The following is a 16,031-nucleotide window of genomic DNA, read 5'->3' on the forward strand; positions in this document are numbered from 1 at the left end:
AAAATTCGTATCAGCCCCAGCGGTCGCGCACCGCCTCGTTGCGGCTGCGGCTGACGGGGATCTCCCGTCCGTCCTTGAGGCGGATCGCCAGCCTGCCGTCGCTGCGCAGCAACCGGTCGACATGGTTGTCGGCGACGAAATGCGAGCGATGCACCTGTAGCCCGGCCGTACCGCCAAGCTCCTCCAGCGCATCGGAGAAGCGCAGGAGAACGAGTTCCCGACCGCGGCTCGTCGTCACCTCCGTGTAATGATCGGCGACCGTCATATGCAGGATGGTGCCGCGGTTTTCCGGCTTGAGGCGACGCAGCAGGGGAACTTCGCTCCGTTCTCCTGTCTGTTCTTCGGCCACGGGCGCCGGGGTGGGCGCGAGCGCTTCGGCCTGCTTGCTGCTCATCGTCATGAAGGTGAGGCCGCAGAACAGCGCTGAGAGCAGAAGGCCCGTCGCGATGCTTTCCGCGATGGTGGCGAGCGTCGGCGTGCCGCCGAAGGTCAGAAGGCTGATCGCCTCCGTCGCCAGTCCGACGGGAATGCCGGCGATGACGGTGCCCAGCGCCATGCGGCGGGGAAGGGACGGGATGCGGCCGCGCAGCAGCGTGTTGACGAAGACGATGGCGGTGACGGCAATGCCCCAGGCGACGGCGTGCAGCACCAGCCAGAAGCCGAGCCGCGGCGCGGCCGCCAGACGCTCGGCCGTGCCATAGGGACCTGTCACCCAGAAGATCAGCACGACCGCACCGAAGGTTGCCCAGAAGCGCGGGGCACGCAGGAAAACCTGCAGTTCACGAAGCGCGGATTGCGGGAGGGGGCGTTCCACGAAGTTTTCCGTCCGTTCGGGCCAAAGCGTTTGAGGCACTCCGATCAATGGCGGAAGACGGGACCGAATTCAACCACACCCCGGACCGACCATGACCTTCGAACCGCTTCTGACCGCTCCATTCGCCATCCAGTTTCATGTTGTAACCGTTCTGCCAGCCGCCGTGCTCGGCGCCGTTCTGCTCGCCCGCCCCAAGGGCACGCCGACCCATCGCCTGCTCGGGAAAATCTGGTTGGTGCTGATGGTCACGACGAGTGCCTCGACCTTCTTCATTCATGGCATCGACACCGTCGCCGGCTTCAGTCCGATCCATCTCCTCTCGGTCTATGTCATCATGGGCAGCGTCATGGCGGTCAATGCAGCCCGCCGGCGCGATATCCGCGCGCACCGCGCCCATGTCACCGGCATGTATTTCGGCGGCATCGTCGTCGCCGGCCTCTTCACCCTGGTGCCGCACCGCGTGATGGGCGCGATGATCTTCGACGGCACGTCGGGTTTCGCCAGCGGCCTCGCCGCCGCCATCGTCAGCGTGCTGCTCGTCGCCGCAGGCGCCCTGGCCGCCCGCGAGGCCGGCTGGGCGCAGCGCGTCAACGCGATGTTCAGGCGGCGGTGAGGCGCCGCTTTTCATTTTGCAAGGCGCCCCTGCAAGCCCTATAAGCTGGTGCTGAGGAACGAATTCATGCGGTGAGCGTTCGTCGGCAGTTCAATGCGGGGAAATGCGCCATGGAATGGAAAGGTCGTCGCCAGTCGGACAATATCGAGGACCAGCGTGGAGCCGGTCCCTCGGCGGGCGGGGGCAACCCCTTTGGCCGCGGCAGCGGTGGCGGGTTCCGCATTCCCATGGGCGGCGGTCGCCGCGCCGGCGGCGGCATGAGCTTCGGCACGATCATCTTTCTCGTCGTCATCTACTTCGTGCTGAAGATGATGGGCATCGACCTTCTGCAGGTGATGGGCGAGGGCGGTGGCGGCCAGGTCAGCATGCCGGGCTTCGAGCAGACGGAAAGCGCAAGCCGCCGCGCATCGCCGCAGGAAGAAGAGACCAAGGCCTTCATGGCGACGGTGCTCGCCGAAACGGAAGACACCTGGAACGGCATCTTCCAGGCGGCCGGCGAGCGCTACGAGGAGCCCAAGATGGTGCTCTTCTCCGGTTCCGTGCAGTCGGCCTGCGGTTTTGCCTCGGCCGCCTCCGGTCCGTTCTATTGCCCGGGGGATCGCAAGGTCTATCTCGACATGAGCTTCTTCGACGAGCTTGCCAACAAGTTCGATGCGGCCGGCGATTTCGCCCAGGCCTATGTCGTCGCGCATGAGGTGGGCCACCACGTGCAGAACCTTACCGGCGTGCTGCCGCGCTTCAACCAGCAGCGCCAGCGCATGAGCGAGGTGGAGGCCAACCAGATGTCGATCCGCGTCGAGCTCCAGGCCGATTGCTACGCCGGCATCTGGGGCAAATATACCGAGCAGAAAGGCATTCTGGAGCGCGGCGACCTCGAAGAGGCGCTGAATGCCGCCACGCAGATTGGCGACGACACATTGCAGAAGCGCATGCAGGGATACGTCGTGCCCGAGAGCTTCAACCATGGCACGTCCGATCAGCGCCGCCGGTGGTTCAAGCGCGGTTTCGATACCGGCCGCGTCGATGCCTGCGACACCTTCAAGGGCGACGTCTGAGGTTTAAGTCCCGCGCCGACGAACAGGACCCTCCGGTTTCGCGGCCGGAGGGTTTTTGCGTTTTCATCAGAAAAATGCATCGGAGCCATCAAAACTTTTGCGTTGTTCACGGATTGTTTCGTTGACCGAAGTGAAATAGAACTCGCCGCCTGACATTTTTGCCTGCCATGCGGGCACCGTTCATTTTTCGAGGTCCTCCCATGTTCGATGCCAGGTCCACCCGGCGCGGGCTGCTGCTTGTTTTCATGATCATGTTTCTCGACGTCATCGGCATTGCCATCATCATGCCGGTGCTGCCGACCTATCTGCGGGAACTGACGGGCGACGACATCAGCCAGGCGGCCATCGACGGCGGCTGGCTGCTGCTCGTCTATGCCGGCATGCAGTTCATCTTCGCGCCCTTCGTCGGCAATCTCTCGGATCGTTTCGGCCGGCGTCCAGTGCTGCTTGTCTGCATCCTCACCTTCGCCATCGACAATCTCATCTGCGCGCTGGCGACCAGCTACTGGATGCTCTTCGTCGGCCGGGTGCTGGCAGGCCTTTCGGGCGCGAGCTTCGGCACCGCGGCGGCCTATATCGCCGACGTCTCGACGGAAGAAACGCGCGCGAAGAATTTCGGGCTGATGGGCATTGCCTTCGGCACGGGCTTTGCGCTCGGGCCGGTTCTCGGTGGCCTGCTCGGCGAATTCGGCCCGCGTGTTCCGTTCTACGGCGCTGCGGTTCTGGCGTTCCTCAGCTTCGTGGCGGCCTGGTTCCTGCTGCCGGAAAGCCTTGCCCCGGCGAACCGTCGCCGTTTCGAGCTTTCCCGCGCCAACCCGCTCGGCGCGCTCCTGCAGATGCGCAACTATCCGGGCGTGCTGTGGATCGGGCTCGTCTTCTTCTGCTACTGGCTGGCGCATGCCGTCTATCCGTCGGTCTGGTCCTTCGTCTCCGCCTATCGCTTCGGCTGGAGCGAGGGGCAGATCGGTCTGTCGCTGGGCATTTTCGGCATCGGCGGTGCGGTCGTCATGGGCTTCGTTCTGCCGCGCGTCGTGCCGAGGCTGGGGGAGTACCGCACGGCGGTGCTCGGCCTGTTCTTCTCGGTGCTCGGCGTTGCCGGTTACGCCGCGTCCTATCAGGGCTGGATGATCTACGCGGTCATCCTGCTGACGGCGCTGGAGGCGCTGGCCGATCCGCCGTTGCGCTCGATCGCTTCGGCGCGTGTGCCGCCATCGGCGCAGGGTGAGTTGCAGGGCGCGCTTACCAGCGTGTCCTCGATCACGACGATCATCGGCCCGCTGCTCTTTACGCAGATCTTCAGCCATTTCACCGGTCCGTCCGCGCCGGTGGTCTTTGCCGGCGCGCCCTTCGCCTTTGCCGCCGTCATCCTCTTCGTCGGCTTCCTGATCTTCGTCGTGAAGCTCCGGGGCGCAGGTGCTGGTCCGAAGACGGATCTGGCTCCCGAAGGCGCGTGACGCGCCTTTCGGCGTGACATTTCGATGAAATTTCGCGGAAACGAGCCTCGTCGGGCCGGTTTCCGCGCATTTTTGATGAAAAGATCAAATCTATTCGATTGATCGCGGCCGAGACTTGTGATCGGAAGCGATGCGAAAGTGAGAACTATCATGCACATGGCACCGCACCGCGAGGACAATGGCTGGGGCGCGCATTTCCGGGCGACCTTCACCCTCGGCGTGCCGTTGATCGGCGCCCAGCTCGCCCAACTCGGCATTCACACGACGGATGTGGTCATTCTTGGCCGCCTCGGCGCTGCCCATCTTGCGGCGATCGTGCTGTCTTCCTCGTTCTTTTTCACCATCTTCATCCTTGGCTCGGGCTTTGCCAATGCCGTCATGCCCATGGTGGCGCAGGCCTATGGCCGCGGCGACACCGTTTCGGTGCGTCGCGCCGTGCGCATGGGCATGTGGGTGGTGCTTATCTACGCCGTGCTGACGGCGCCCATCTTCTACAATGCGGAAAACATCCTGCTCTTCGCCGGCCAGAAGCCGGAAGTGGCGGCCCTGGCCGGCAGCTATCTTGGCATTGCGCAATGGGGCATGGGGCCCGGTCTCCTGTTCATGACGCTGCGCGGCCTCGTCAGCGCGCATGGCCGGGCCGGCATCGTGCTCTATGTCACGATCACCATTCTCAGCATCAACGCCTTCTTCGCCTATGCGCTGGTGCTTGGTCATTTCGGCTTCCCGGCCATGGGCATCCGGGGCGCGGCCATCGTTTCCCTCGCGGTCAACATGCTGAGCTTCCTACTGCTGACCGCCTATATCCAGTCGCGGGCGGAGCTGCGTCGCTACGAGTTGTTCGTGCGCTTCTGGCGGCCGGACTGGCCGGCCTTCCGGGAGGTCGTGCAGCTCGGCCTGCCCATCGGCTTCACCATGCTGGCGGAGGTGAGCCTTTTCACCGGCGCCTCGCTGCTGATGGGCAATATCGGCACGCTGGAGCTTGCCGCGCACGGCATCGCGCTTCAGCTTGCCTCCGTCGCCTTCATGATCCCGCTCGGCCTCGCCCAGGCCGGCACGGTGCGTGTCGGGGTGGCGCATGGGCGTGGCGATCATCTCGGCGTTGTGCGCTCGTCCTGGGCGGTGCTGGTCGTGGCGTCGATCATCGCGATCGGCGGCGGCATTCTCTTCGCGCTCATTCCGACCACGCTCGCTTCGATCTTCCTCGACAAGGCGGGCAAGGATTCGGCGGCGGTCCTGGCGATTGCCGGCCCCTTCGTGGTCATTGCCGGCGTCTTCCAGCTTGTCGATGGCCTGCAGGCCATCGCCGCCGGGCTCTTGCGCGGCCTGAAGGACACGCGCATTCCCATGGTCATGGCGCTGATCTCCTATTGGCCGATCGGCTTCCTCTGCGCCTGGTTCTTCGCCTTTCCGGCCGGCTTCGGCGGGGTCGGCGTGTGGTTCGGCTTCGTCAGCGGCCTTGCCGCCGCCGCCGTCCTGCTCAACTGGCGTTTCTACCGGCTGGTGAAGCAGAGAAGCGCCGCGTAGCCTTTTCACGGCAACAAAAAACCCGCCGGTCTCCCGGCGGGTTTCTGAAGGATTGGAGACCCGGCCATGCGCCGGGTTTTCCGTTAGAGCATGTCAGGTTCAGATCGAACCAGACATGCTCTAAATTCTTTTGTTTTCGTTTGTCTTTTCGGGAAAACCGGTTCCCACTTTTCCCTGACAAACTCTAGGGCCTCGCTCAGGCAGCCATGGCCTTGCGCAGGTTCTCGTCGATCTTGTCGAGGAAGCCGGTGGTGGAGAGCCACGGCTGGTCGGGACCGATGAGGAGCGCGAGGTCCTTGGTCATGAAGCCCGATTCGACGGTCTCGACGCAGACGCGCTCGAGCGTTTCGGAGAACTTGGCAAGCTCCGCATTGCCGTCCAGCTTGGCGCGGTGGGCAAGACCACGGGTCCAGGCGAAGATCGAGGCGATGGAGTTGGTCGAGGTTTCCTCGCCCTTCTGGTGCTGACGGTAGTGGCGCGTCACCGTGCCGTGCGCAGCTTCCGCTTCCACCGTCTTGCCATCCGGCGTCATCAGAACCGAGGTCATCAGGCCGAGCGAGCCGAAGCCCTGGGCCACGATGTCGGACTGCACGTCGCCGTCATAGTTCTTGCAGGCCCAGACATAGCCGCCGGACCACTTCAGCGCCGAAGCGACCATGTCGTCGATCAGGCGGTGTTCGTACCAGAGCTTCAGTTCCTTGAACTTGTCGGCGAACTCCTCGTCGAAGACCTTCTGGAAGATGTCCTTGAAGCGGCCGTCATAGACCTTGAGGATGGTGTTCTTGGTCGACAGATAGACCGGCACCTTGCGCTGCAGGCCGTAGTTGAAGGAGGCGCGGGCGAATTCGGTGATCGAATCGTCGAGGTTGTACATGCCCATGGCGACGCCGGCGGACGGCGCGTCGAAGACATCGTATTCGATTTCCTTGCCGTCCTCGCCGACGAACTTCATCGTCAGCTTGCCCTTGCCGGGGAACTTGAAGTCGGTGGCGCGGTACTGGTCGCCGAAGGCGTGACGGCCGACGATGATCGGCTTGGTCCAGCCCGGAACGAGGCGCGGCACGTTCTTGCAGATGATCGGCTCGCGGAAGATGACGCCGCCGAGGATGTTGCGGATCGTGCCGTTCGGCGACTTCCACATCTTCTTCAGCTTGAATTCTTCGACGCGGGCTTCGTCCGGCGTGATGGTGGCGCACTTGACGCCGACGCCGTGCTTCTTGATGGCGTTCGCCGCGTCGATCGTCACCTGGTCGTTGGTGGCGTCGCGGTTCTCCATGCCGAGATCGTAGTATTCAAGGTCGACATCCAGGTAGGGATGGATCAGCTTTTCCTTGATGAACTGCCAGATGATGCGCGTCATCTCGTCGCCGTCGAGTTCGACGACGGGATTGGCGACCTTGATCTTTGCCATGGGGAGCCTCGTGCTTGTAGGGGCTTTGCGCCCCGGATCGTGGACTTGAAAGAACCGTTTGGCCCTATAGCACTCGTGGCCGGGAAGGCAAAGCCGACCAATGGCTGAGGCGGTTTATTTTCGCGCCGCAGCGGAATAAGTTTCGCCCAAATTGCGTTCCAGGAAGGTTCGCTGAAAGGCCCGTCCGGGCCAGCCGTCATCCAATGGAGAATATGATGTCGCGTTTCGGTCTCGTTGCGCTTGCCCTTCTGCTTCCCGTTTCCGCCGAAGCTGCCGATTTCAAGGCGCCGGTCGCGGAAATCATGACGGCGGCGACGAGCAACTGGCAGGACATGGGCTCGGACACGGATACGCCGCCACCCTATGTCGACTACTTCTCCGAGGATTTCCTCAAGCGCCTCTACAGCAAGGATTTCGTTGCGAAGTACCGCGCGGCCGCGAAGTATCCGGCCTATGACGACGGCGGTTCGCCCTTCGACTACGACCCGATCATCGGTGGGCAGGACGGCTGCGCGCTGAAGGATGTCACGACGGCCGAGGGCCAGCCGGCGAACGGCGCGGAGGAGGTGACCGTCACCTTCGACAACAGCCATTGTTTCGGTGAGCGCGCGTCGGACTGGCAGCCGGAAAAGCTGGTCTTCAGGATGATCGAGGAGGACGGCCACGCGGTCATCGACGATATCGAACGCTCCAGCTTCGAGGATGGCGCCTCGCTGAAGAAAGAGATGGTCGAGCTTGCGGAAAGCGGGGCGAAGGGCGAGACCGGCGGCAATGAGAGCGTCGAATAGGCCGCGGACTTTTCATTTCCGGCCGATTGTGCCAGTGAGACCCCATCTTTCTAGGGACCTATGGGCATGGCAGGCACGAACAGCGAACGCACGCTGATCGCCGAAGGACCGGCGATCATTCTCGTTCATCCGCAACTCGGTGAAAACATCGGCATGGTGGCGCGCGCCATGGCGAATTTCGGGTTGGCGGAACTGCGCCTCGTCAACCCGCGCGACGGCTGGCCAAGCGAGAAGGCCATCTCCGCCGCCAGCAAGGCCGATCACGTCATCGAGGCGGCGAAGGTCTATCCCTCGCTGGAGGAGGCGGTCGCCGATCTCGAATTCGTCTATGCGACGACCGCGCGCGACCGTTACGGCTACAAGGAAGTGCGCTCTCCTGTCGTGGCGGCGGACGACCTGCGCACCCGCTTCCGGGGCGGGCAGAAGACCGGCATCCTCTTCGGCCGTGAACGCACGGGTCTTACCAACGAGGAAATCGCCCTTGCCGACGAACTGGTGACCTTCCCGGTCAATCCCGCCTTCGCCTCGCTGAACCTTGCTCAGGCCGTGCTCCTGATGAGCTATGAGTGGATGAAGAGCGGCCTTGCCTCTGTCGAGGACACGCCCTTCGACGCACTTCCTCAGCGCCCGGCCAAGAAGGAAGAGTTGCAGGGCCTCTTCGATCATGTGGAAGAAACGCTCGATGCGCGCGGCTATTTCCGGCCTGCCGAAAAAAAGCCCAAACTGGTGGAGAACCTGCGCGCCATCCTGACGCGGCCCTCCTTCACCGGCACGGAGATTCAGGTGCTGCGCGGCATCGTTTCCTGCCTCGACCGTTTCACCCGGGAATCGCCGCGCGGGGCGACCAACCCGAACCGCACCCGCAACCGCCGGCCCAAGGTGCCCCGTGACAGCGAATAGAACCTTTCCAGAAAACGCGGCGACCGGTTTTCCCTCCGGCAACGGGACCGGCGCGAAACCGGTTCTCATGTTCGACAGCGGCATCGGCGGCCTCACCGTGCTGCGCGAGGCCCGCGTGCTGATGCCGGAACGGCACTTCACCTATGTGGCCGACGATGCGGGCTTTCCCTATGGCGGCTGGGAAGAGCCGGCGCTGAAGGCGCATATCGTCGATCTTTTCCGCAGGCTCCTCAACGAGCACGATCCGGAAGTCTGCGTCATCGCCTGCAACACGGCCTTCACGCTCGTCGGCAGCGACCTGCGCGCCGCCTTTCCGCACATGCCCTTCGTCGGCACCGTGCCCGCCATCAAGCCGGCCGCGGAGCGCACCCGCTCCGGCCTCGTCTCGGTGCTGGCGACGCCCGGCACCGTCAAGCGCGCCTATACGCGCGATCTCATCCAGTCCTTCGCCAGCCAGTGCGACGTGCGCCTCGTCGGTTCTGAAAACCTCGCCCGCATGGCCGAGGCCTATATTCGCGGCGAAACGCTGTCCGACGAAGCCGTGCGTGCCGAGATCATCCCCTGTTTCGTCGACGAGACGGGCCGCAAGACCGATATCGTCGTGCTCGCCTGCACGCACTATCCCTTCATGGCGAACCTCTTCCGTAAGCTTGCGCCCTGGCCGGTCGACTGGCTCGACCCTGCCGAGGCGATCGCGCGCCAGGCCCGCCGCCTCGTGCCCCCGCTCGAAACCATCGCCCCCGGCGAGGATATCGCCGTCTTCACCTCCGGCACGCCCGACTTTGCGACCCGCCGGCTGATGCAGGGCTTTGGGCTGCGCGTCGTCTGACGCGGCTTTCCCTGTGGGTTTTTCAAAAGCCGGGCGTGACGGGCGGGGATTTCGTGTTAGGGCTCTCCGGTTACCCGGTGGCGGCCGGGCGAGTCGGATTTTTCAGGAACGAGGAACGGGATGAAGGTCGGCATCGACATGGGAACGGTGCAGGGCGGCGCACCGGCCAAGCTCGATATCGAGGAACTGCTGGCAACGCGTCTCCTGGTGCAGGGCAATTCGGGCTCGGGCAAGTCGCATCTCCTGCGCCGCCTGCTCGAACAGTCCGCACAATGGGTCCAGCAGGTCATCATCGATCCGGAAGGTGACTTCGTCACGCTCTCCGACCGATTCGGTCATGTGGTCGTCGACGGCGAGCGCACGGAGGCCGAGCTCGTCGGCATCGCGAACCGTATCCGTCAGCACCGCGTGTCCTGCGTGCTCTCGCTCGAAGGGCTTGAGGCCGACGAGCAGATGCGGGCGGCCGGCATCTTCCTCAACGCGCTCTTCGATGCGGACCGGGATTTCTGGTATCCGGTGCTCGTTGTCGTCGACGAGGCGCAGCTCTTCGCACCCGCCGTCAGCGGCGAGGTCTCGGAAGAGGCGCGAAAGCTTTCGCTCGGCGCGATGACCAACCTGATGTGCCGCGGCCGCAAGCGCGGCCTTGCCGGGGTCATCGCCACGCAGCGCCTCGCCAAGCTCGCCAAGAACGTCGCCGCCGAAGCCTCCAACTTCCTGATGGGCCGCACCTTCCTCGATATCGACATGGCGCGTGCCGCCGATCTGCTCGGCCTCGACCGGCGGCAGGCGGAAATGTTCCGCGACCTGCCGCGCGGCTCCTTCGTCGCGCTCGGTCCGGCGCTGTCGCGCCGTCCGCTGCCGGTGACGATCGGCGCGGTGGAGACCTCCGCCCGCTCCACCAGCCCCAAGCTGATGCCGCTGCCCGATGCGCCGCAGGACGTGGAAGACCTGATCTTCACGCCCGATCCGGACGAGTTCACGCGCCCCCTCGTGCGCCGCGCGCCGCCCGCGCCACGCCCGACGACGGACATTCTCGCCGAACTTTCCCGCGCCCGGCCGGAGCCGGTGCAGGCCGAGGCGAAGGCACCTGCGCCAGAGATCTCAGCCGAGGAGCGCGAAAGCCTGCTCGACCAGGCGCTCGCCGAAATCCTTGCCAATCCCGAGGCGGCCTTCCGGGCCGACGCGGAACTGTTCCAGGATTTCCTCGTGCGCTGCCGTATCCGCCGCGTGCCCGGCGCGCCGCTCTCCCTGCCGGCCTTCCGGCGGAAGATGGCGGTCGCGCGCTCCGGCGTCGATGCCGAGACGGCGGCGACGGAGATATGGGCGCGAGCGCTCGACTTGTCCCGCAGCGTCACCGAGGACCTGCAGGGCGTGTTCCTGCTCGTCGCGCAGGCGGCGGTGCGCGGGCTTGCCTGTCCCTCGGATGCGCGGATAGCGCGGGCCTATGGCACGCATTCGGCGCGCCGTGCGCGCCGCCTTCTCGGCTACTTCGAGGAGCAGGGGCTGGTCGTCGTGCACAGCGATCTTGCCGGCCACCGCATCGTCGCTTTCCCCGATCTTGCCTGCGAGACGCTGCCGGGTGACGCCAACGGGCCGGACCTTGCCGATTCCCACCGCGATGCGGCGGAATAGGCGGATTTTCCGGGCTTTGCTCGTTGACAGTTTTGTAAAACTCCCCTAATGAGCCCGCCAACGCCGGGCAGCAATGTCCGGTGTTTCATTTGACATGTCCCGTGGATTCTCCGGTCGCGATCGTGAGAAGCCTGTCGGAACCCGAAAGGTTCAGAGGAGGGCGTGTTTCCTTCAGCCGGTCCGGCAACGGGCAGGCGATAACAAGACCAAGAGGAAATGCGATGAGCAAGCGCGCTGCATCCAAGTACAAAATCGACCGCCGTATGGGCGAAAACATCTGGGGCCGTCCGAAGTCCCCGGTCAACCGCCGCGAATACGGCCCGGGCCAGCACGGCCAGCGCCGCAAGTCCAAGCTTTCGGACTTCGGTGTTCAGCTCCGCGCCAAGCAGAAGCTGAAGGGCTACTACGGTGACATCCGCGAGAAGCAGTTCCGCGCGATCTTCGAAGAAGCTGCCCGCCGCAAGGGCGACACCCCGGAGAACCTGATCGGCCTGCTCGAATCGCGCCTCGACGCGATCGTCTACCGCGCCAAGTTCGTTCCGACGGTCTTTGCTGCACGTCAGTTCGTCAACCACGGCCACGTCAAGGTCAACGGCGTCCGCGTCAACATCGGTTCCTACCGTTGCAAGCCGGGCGACGTCATCGAAGTCAAGGAAAAGTCCAAGCAGCTCGTGACGGTTCTCGAATCCGTCGGCCTGGCTGAACGCGACGTTCCGGACTACATCGAAGCCGACCACAACAAGATGACTGCGACCTTCGTTCGCATTCCGGTTCTCTCCGACGTTCCGTACGCGGTCGTCATGGAACCGCACCTGGTCGTCGAATTCTACTCGCGTTAATTCGCGGGCGACACCTTGCGTAATCTGGAAAAGCCGCCAAGAGATTGGCGGCTTTTTCTTTTGGGAGAACAGCGGGATGGACTTGCAGGCAATCGTCGATGAAATCCACGCCGGCTTGTCGTCGCGGCGCGGCGAGGGCAAGGTTGCCGATTATATTCCGCAGCTTGCCCATGTGGACCCGCAGAAGTTCGGCATCGCGGTGGTGACGGTCGACAGCGCGGTGCATCTTGCCGGCGATGCGGACGAGCCCTTCTCCATCCAGAGCATCTCCAAGGTCTTCACCCTCACGCTGGCGCTCGGCAAGCATGGCGAGGCGATCTGGAAGCGGGTCGGCCGCGAACCCTCCGGTTCGGCCTTCAACTCCATCGTCCAGCTCGAACATGAAGGCGGCATTCCGCGCAACCCCTTCATCAATGCCGGCGCCATCGCCATCACCGACCTCGTGCTGGCCGGCCATACGCCGAAGGAGGCGATCGGCGAGGTCGTGCGGTTCCTGCGTTATCTTGCCGACGAGGACGACATCATCGTCGACCAGGCGGTGGCGCGCTCCGAGCAGGCAACGGGTTTCCGCAACTATGCGCTTGCCAATTTCATGCGCTCCTATGGCAAGCTCGACCATGCGGCCGAACTGGTGCTCGGCGTCTATTTCCATCAATGCGCCCTGGCGATGAGCTGCCGGCAGCTTGCGCGGGCAGGGCTGTTCCTCGCCAACAGCGGAACCAATCCGCTCACCGGCCACCGGGTCGTCTCGCATCTTCGGGCGCGGCGTATCAACGCTCTCATGCTCACCTGCGGCCATTATGACGGTTCCGGCGACTTCGCCTATCGCGTCGGCCTGCCGGGCAAGAGCGGCGTGGGCGGCGGTATTCTTGCGGTGGCGCCGGGCAAGGCCGCCGTTGCGGTCTGGTCGCCGGGCCTCAACGCGAACGGCAACTCCCTGCTGGGTTCGCTGGCGCTGGAAATGCTGGCGGCGCGCACCGGCTGGTCGGTCTTCGGGGCTTGATTGTGCCGGCCGTTCGGGGCATTGCAGCCGCATGACCCTCGCTTTCGACCAGACCGAAGACGACACCCCGGACGACGGCCGCCATCCGCTCTTTGCGAATGCGCCCTCCAGCGTCTCCTTCAACAAGCTGCGCAAGCGCCTGCTGCGGCAGGTGCGGCAGGCGATGGACGATTTTGCCATGCTGAGGGGCCAGAAGCGCTGGCTCGTCGGCCTCTCGGGCGGTAAGGACAGCTACGGCCTTCTGGCGCTGCTGATGGACCTGCAATGGCGCGGCCTGCTGCCGGTCGAGTTGATCGCCTGCAACCTCGACCAGGGACAGCCGAATTTCCCCAAGCACGTCCTGCCGGACTACCTGAAATCCATCGGCGTCCGGCACCGCATCGAATACCGCGACACCTATTCCATCGTGAAGGAGAAGGTGCCGGCGGGGGCGACCTATTGCTCGCTGTGCTCGCGCCTCAGGCGCGGCAATCTCTATCGCATCGCCCGGGAGGAGGGCTGCGACGCGCTGGTGCTCGGCCACCACAGGGAGGATATTCTCGAGACCTTCTTCATGAACTTTTTCCATGGCGGGCGGCTTGCCGCCATGCCGCCGAAGCTCCTGAACGACGAGGGCGACCTCATTGTGCTGCGTCCGCTTGCCTATGCGGCGGAGGACGATCTGGCGAAATTTGCCGTCGCCATGCAGTTCCCGATCATTCCCTGCGACCTCTGCGGCTCGCAGGACGGTCTCCAGCGCAATGCGATGAAGGCGATGCTGGCCGATATCGAGACGCGCATGCCGGGCCGCAAGGACGCCATGCTGCGCGCCCTCGGCCACACCAATCCATCCCATCTTCTCGACCCCAAGCTTTTCGATTTCTCCTCCCTCGAAACGGTAAGGCCCCATGACGACGATTGACATCAATGCCCTCGCGCTCGTGCTTGCACAGGCGGCCGAGGCGGAAATCCGCCCGCGCTTCCGCGCGCTCGGCAAGGGCGACATCCGCACCAAGGCGGACGCGAACGACCTGGTGACGGCGGCAGACGAGGCGGCCGAGCGCTTCATCAAGCGCGAGGTGACGGCGCAGTTTCCCGGCGTGCTCTTCGTCGGCGAGGAATCCGTCGCGGCCGATCCGGCGCTGCTGCCGAAGCTGGCGGAGGCGGAGCTTGCCATCGTCGTCGACCCCATCGACGGCACCTTCAATTTCGCGGCCGGCGTGCCGCTCTTCGGCGTCATGGCGGCGATCGTCTCCGGCGGCGAGACGGTCGGCGGCATCATCTACGATCCGATGGGCGACGATTTCGTCATGGCGGAAAAGGGCGGCGGCGCCTGGCAGACCGGCGATCACCGTCCGGCGGTACGCCTCAAGGCGCGGGGCGCCGCGCCGCTCGAAGCGATGACCGGCATGGCGTCGACCAGCTTCCTCGACCGCGAGCGCCGCGCCCGCATCCTCGGCAATCTCGCCAAGGTGGCCTTCGTTTCCAACTATCGCTGCGCGGCGCACGAATACCGCACCTTCGCCGCCGGCCACCTGCACTATCTCATGTACAACAAGCTGATGCCCTGGGATCATCTTGCCGGCACGCTGATCGCCCAGGAAGCCGGCGCCTATGCCGCCCGCTTCGACGGTTCGGCCTACAGGCCTGATCATGTCGAAGGCGGCCTGCTGGTGGCCCCGGACAAGGAAAGCTGGGAGCTGCTGCGCCGCGAGGTCTTCGTCGACTGAGGTGGTCTTGTGCAAGAAAAAGGCCCGGCTGCCATCGGCAGCCGGGCCTTTCGTTTTAGAGGCCGGTGGAACGCTCAGGCGCGTTCCGGAATGGCGTCCTCGCCCTTCTTCTCGCGCACGAGATTGATGAAGCGGCGGAAGAGATAGTGGCTGTCCTGCGGGCCGGGGGAGGCTTCCGGGTGGTGCTGGACGGAGAAGACCGGCTTGCCGACAAGGCGCAGGCCGCAATTCGTGCCGTCGAACAGCGAGACGTGGGTTTCCTCGACACCTTCCGGCAGGGACGAGGAGGCGACGGCGAAGCCGTGGTTCATTGAGACGATCTCGACCTTGCCGGTCGTGTGGTCCTTCACCGGATGGTTCGCGCCGTGATGGCCCTGGTGCATCTTCTCGGTGGTCGCGCCGACGGCGAGGCCGAGCATCTGGTGGCCGAGGCAGATGCCGAAGACCGGAATGCCGGTCTCGATCAGCGTCTTGATGACCGGCACGGCATATTCGCCGGTTGCCGCCGGGTCGCCCGGGCCGTTGGAAAGGAAGATGCCGTCGGGCTTCTGCGCCAGCACCTCTTCGGCGCTCGTCGTCGCCGGCATGACGGTGACCTTGCAGCCGAGGCCGGCGAAGAGGCGCAGGATGTTGCGCTTCACGCCGTAGTCGAGCGCGACGATATGGTACCTGGCGTCGCTGTCGGAAAGCTCGGCGCTGCCCTCGTTCCACACCCAGGGCTTCTCGCTCCAGCGCGAGGACTGGCCGGAGGAGGCGACCTTGGCGAGGTCGAGCCCGACGAGACCGCTCCAGGCCTTGGCCTCGGCCTTCAGGGTCTCGATGTCGAAGACCCCGTTCGGGTCATGGGCGATGACGGCGTTCGGCGCGCCGTTCTCGCGGATCCAGGCCGTCAGGGCGCGCGTGTCGATGCCCGAGAGGCCGATGATGCCGCGCGCCTTCAGCCAGGCGTCGAGGTGCTTGGCCGAGCGGTAGTTCGAGGGGTCGGTGATGTCGGCCTTGAAGATCGTGCCGACCGCGCCGTGGCGGGCGGCAGGCGTCAGGTCCTCGATGTCTTCGTCATTGGCGCCGATATTGCCGATATGCGGGAAGGTGAAGGTGACGATCTGGCCGAGATAGGAGGGGTCGGTCAGGATTTCCTGGTAGCCCGTCAGCGCCGTGTTGAAGCAGACTTCCGCCGTCACCTTGCCGGTGGCGCCGATGCCCTTGCCTTCGATCACCGTGCCGTCGGCGAGGACGAGCAGGGCGGTCGGCTTTTCAGTGGTCCATGCGGGGGTCGAGGTCATAGTCATCCCGTTTCCGGCGCCGGGCATGGGCTTGAAAGCCGTTGAGCCGGGCACCATTTAAGATCGCAGGCAAAGGCGCGCGGAAACCCGCGTTGGTTCGCCCTGATTGCCAATTTTCGTGCAGGTGCCGGAAAATAGACAAAGCGGATGACGGGGTCAACCGTTGCCTGTGGA

Annotated in this window: 15 protein-coding genes; 12 read left to right on the plus strand and 3 right to left on the minus strand. The window is 64.6% G+C overall.

Annotation, left to right across the window (positions count from 1 at the left end; genetic code table 11):
* Window positions 1-10: 10 nt before the first annotated feature.
* Window positions 11-814 (minus strand): LytTR family DNA-binding domain-containing protein, encoded by an 804-nt coding sequence (locus V8U06_RS00140; RefSeq protein WP_226918304.1) that lies wholly within the window; start codon window positions 812-814, stop codon window positions 11-13.
* A gap of 91 nt (window positions 815-905) precedes the next feature.
* On the opposite strand from V8U06_RS00140, the gene V8U06_RS00145 reads away from it, so the two are divergent.
* The 4 genes from V8U06_RS00145 (at window position 906) to V8U06_RS00160 (ending at window position 5,463) form a co-directional block, all read left to right on the plus strand.
* The gene (locus V8U06_RS00145) at window positions 906-1,427 is read left to right on the plus strand and encodes a DUF2306 domain-containing protein (RefSeq protein ID WP_427138995.1); all 522 of its coding nucleotides are present in this window, start codon (window positions 906-908) and stop codon (window positions 1,425-1,427) included.
* 110 nt (window positions 1,428-1,537) lie between these two features.
* Complete coding sequence (ypfJ, locus tag V8U06_RS00150; protein WP_226918306.1) at window positions 1,538-2,482, plus strand: KPN_02809 family neutral zinc metallopeptidase; 945 nt, start codon at window positions 1,538-1,540, stop codon at window positions 2,480-2,482.
* Window positions 2,483-2,682: 200 nt separating this feature from the next.
* The gene (locus V8U06_RS00155) at window positions 2,683-3,936 is read left to right on the plus strand and encodes a TCR/Tet family MFS transporter (RefSeq protein ID WP_427138996.1); all 1,254 of its coding nucleotides are present in this window, start codon (window positions 2,683-2,685) and stop codon (window positions 3,934-3,936) included.
* 150 nt (window positions 3,937-4,086) lie between these two features.
* Window positions 4,087-5,463 carry an MATE family efflux transporter gene (locus tag V8U06_RS00160; protein WP_427138997.1) on the plus strand — a complete coding sequence of 459 codons (1,377 nt, stop codon included), beginning with the start codon at window positions 4,087-4,089 and terminating at the stop codon, window positions 5,461-5,463.
* A gap of 196 nt (window positions 5,464-5,659) precedes the next feature.
* On the opposite strand, the gene V8U06_RS00165 is transcribed toward V8U06_RS00160, so the two are convergent.
* On the minus strand, window positions 5,660-6,874 hold the full coding sequence (locus V8U06_RS00165) for an NADP-dependent isocitrate dehydrogenase (protein ID WP_226918309.1): 1,215 nt from the start codon (window positions 6,872-6,874) through the stop codon (window positions 5,660-5,662).
* 215 nt (window positions 6,875-7,089) lie between these two features.
* On the opposite strand from V8U06_RS00165, the gene V8U06_RS00170 reads away from it, so the two are divergent.
* From V8U06_RS00170 to V8U06_RS00205, 8 genes are all read left to right on the plus strand, one after another.
* Window positions 7,090-7,662 (plus strand): hypothetical protein, encoded by a 573-nt coding sequence (locus tag V8U06_RS00170; protein ID WP_427138998.1) that lies wholly within the window; start codon window positions 7,090-7,092, stop codon window positions 7,660-7,662.
* Window positions 7,663-7,728: 66 nt separating this feature from the next.
* A complete protein-coding gene (locus V8U06_RS00175; RefSeq protein ID WP_427138999.1) occupies window positions 7,729-8,562 on the plus strand; it encodes an RNA methyltransferase in 834 nt (277 codons plus the stop codon).
* A gap of 67 nt (window positions 8,563-8,629) precedes the next feature.
* Window positions 8,630-9,391, plus strand: coding sequence for a glutamate racemase (murI, locus tag V8U06_RS00180; RefSeq protein WP_427139000.1), 762 nt, complete (start codon window positions 8,630-8,632; stop codon window positions 9,389-9,391).
* A gap of 120 nt (window positions 9,392-9,511) precedes the next feature.
* A complete protein-coding gene (locus V8U06_RS00185) occupies window positions 9,512-11,023 on the plus strand; it encodes a helicase HerA domain-containing protein (RefSeq protein WP_427139001.1) in 1,512 nt (503 codons plus the stop codon).
* 221 nt (window positions 11,024-11,244) lie between these two features.
* A complete protein-coding gene (gene rpsD / locus V8U06_RS00190; RefSeq protein WP_226918314.1) occupies window positions 11,245-11,862 on the plus strand; it encodes a 30S ribosomal protein S4 in 618 nt (205 codons plus the stop codon).
* A gap of 76 nt (window positions 11,863-11,938) precedes the next feature.
* Entirely contained in the window at window positions 11,939-12,865 is a 927-nt protein-coding gene (locus V8U06_RS00195; protein ID WP_427139002.1) for a glutaminase, read from the plus strand.
* A gap of 31 nt (window positions 12,866-12,896) precedes the next feature.
* Entirely contained in the window at window positions 12,897-13,766 is an 870-nt protein-coding gene (ttcA, locus tag V8U06_RS00200; RefSeq protein ID WP_427139003.1) for a tRNA 2-thiocytidine(32) synthetase TtcA, read from the plus strand.
* Window positions 13,753-14,574, plus strand: a complete 822-nt coding sequence (locus V8U06_RS00205; RefSeq protein ID WP_226918317.1) for an inositol monophosphatase family protein — start codon at window positions 13,753-13,755, stop codon at window positions 14,572-14,574. Before ttcA ends, V8U06_RS00205 begins: the two co-directional genes overlap by 14 nt.
* Window positions 14,575-14,648: 74 nt before the next feature.
* On the opposite strand, the gene carA is transcribed toward V8U06_RS00205, so the two are convergent.
* Window positions 14,649-15,857 (minus strand): glutamine-hydrolyzing carbamoyl-phosphate synthase small subunit, encoded by a 1,209-nt coding sequence (carA, locus tag V8U06_RS00210; RefSeq protein WP_371826647.1) that lies wholly within the window; start codon window positions 15,855-15,857, stop codon window positions 14,649-14,651.
* Window positions 15,858-16,031 lie beyond the last annotated feature (174 nt).

The sequence above is a fragment of the Shinella sp. G-2 genome (genome assembly GCF_050172695.1).
Classification (GTDB): domain Bacteria; phylum Pseudomonadota; class Alphaproteobacteria; order Rhizobiales; family Rhizobiaceae; genus Shinella.

Bases quoted from the DNA above. Each gene is read 5' to 3' on its own strand.
- V8U06_RS00145 (WP_427138995.1), top strand. From the start codon at position 906: ATGACCTTCGAACCGCTTCTGACCGCTCCATTCGCCATCCAGTTTCAT.
- ypfJ (WP_226918306.1), top strand. From the start codon at position 1,538: ATGGAATGGAAAGGTCGTCGCCAGTCGGACAATATCGAGGACCAGCGT.
- V8U06_RS00155 (WP_427138996.1), top strand. From the start codon at position 2,683: ATGTTCGATGCCAGGTCCACCCGGCGCGGGCTGCTGCTTGTTTTCATG.
- V8U06_RS00160 (WP_427138997.1), top strand. From the start codon at position 4,087: ATGCACATGGCACCGCACCGCGAGGACAATGGCTGGGGCGCGCATTTC.
- V8U06_RS00165 (WP_226918309.1), bottom strand. From the start codon at position 6,874: ATGGCAAAGATCAAGGTCGCCAATCCCGTCGTCGAACTCGACGGCGAC.
- V8U06_RS00170 (WP_427138998.1), top strand. From the start codon at position 7,090: ATGTCGCGTTTCGGTCTCGTTGCGCTTGCCCTTCTGCTTCCCGTTTCC.
- V8U06_RS00175 (WP_427138999.1), top strand. From the start codon at position 7,729: ATGGCAGGCACGAACAGCGAACGCACGCTGATCGCCGAAGGACCGGCG.
- murI (WP_427139000.1), top strand. From the start codon at position 8,630: ATGTTCGACAGCGGCATCGGCGGCCTCACCGTGCTGCGCGAGGCCCGC.
- V8U06_RS00185 (WP_427139001.1), top strand. From the start codon at position 9,512: ATGAAGGTCGGCATCGACATGGGAACGGTGCAGGGCGGCGCACCGGCC.
- rpsD (WP_226918314.1), top strand. From the start codon at position 11,245: ATGAGCAAGCGCGCTGCATCCAAGTACAAAATCGACCGCCGTATGGGC.
- V8U06_RS00195 (WP_427139002.1), top strand. From the start codon at position 11,939: ATGGACTTGCAGGCAATCGTCGATGAAATCCACGCCGGCTTGTCGTCG.
- ttcA (WP_427139003.1), top strand. From the start codon at position 12,897: ATGACCCTCGCTTTCGACCAGACCGAAGACGACACCCCGGACGACGGC.
- V8U06_RS00205 (WP_226918317.1), top strand. From the start codon at position 13,753: ATGACGACGATTGACATCAATGCCCTCGCGCTCGTGCTTGCACAGGCG.
- carA (WP_371826647.1), bottom strand. From the start codon at position 15,857: ATGACCTCGACCCCCGCATGGACCACTGAAAAGCCGACCGCCCTGCTC.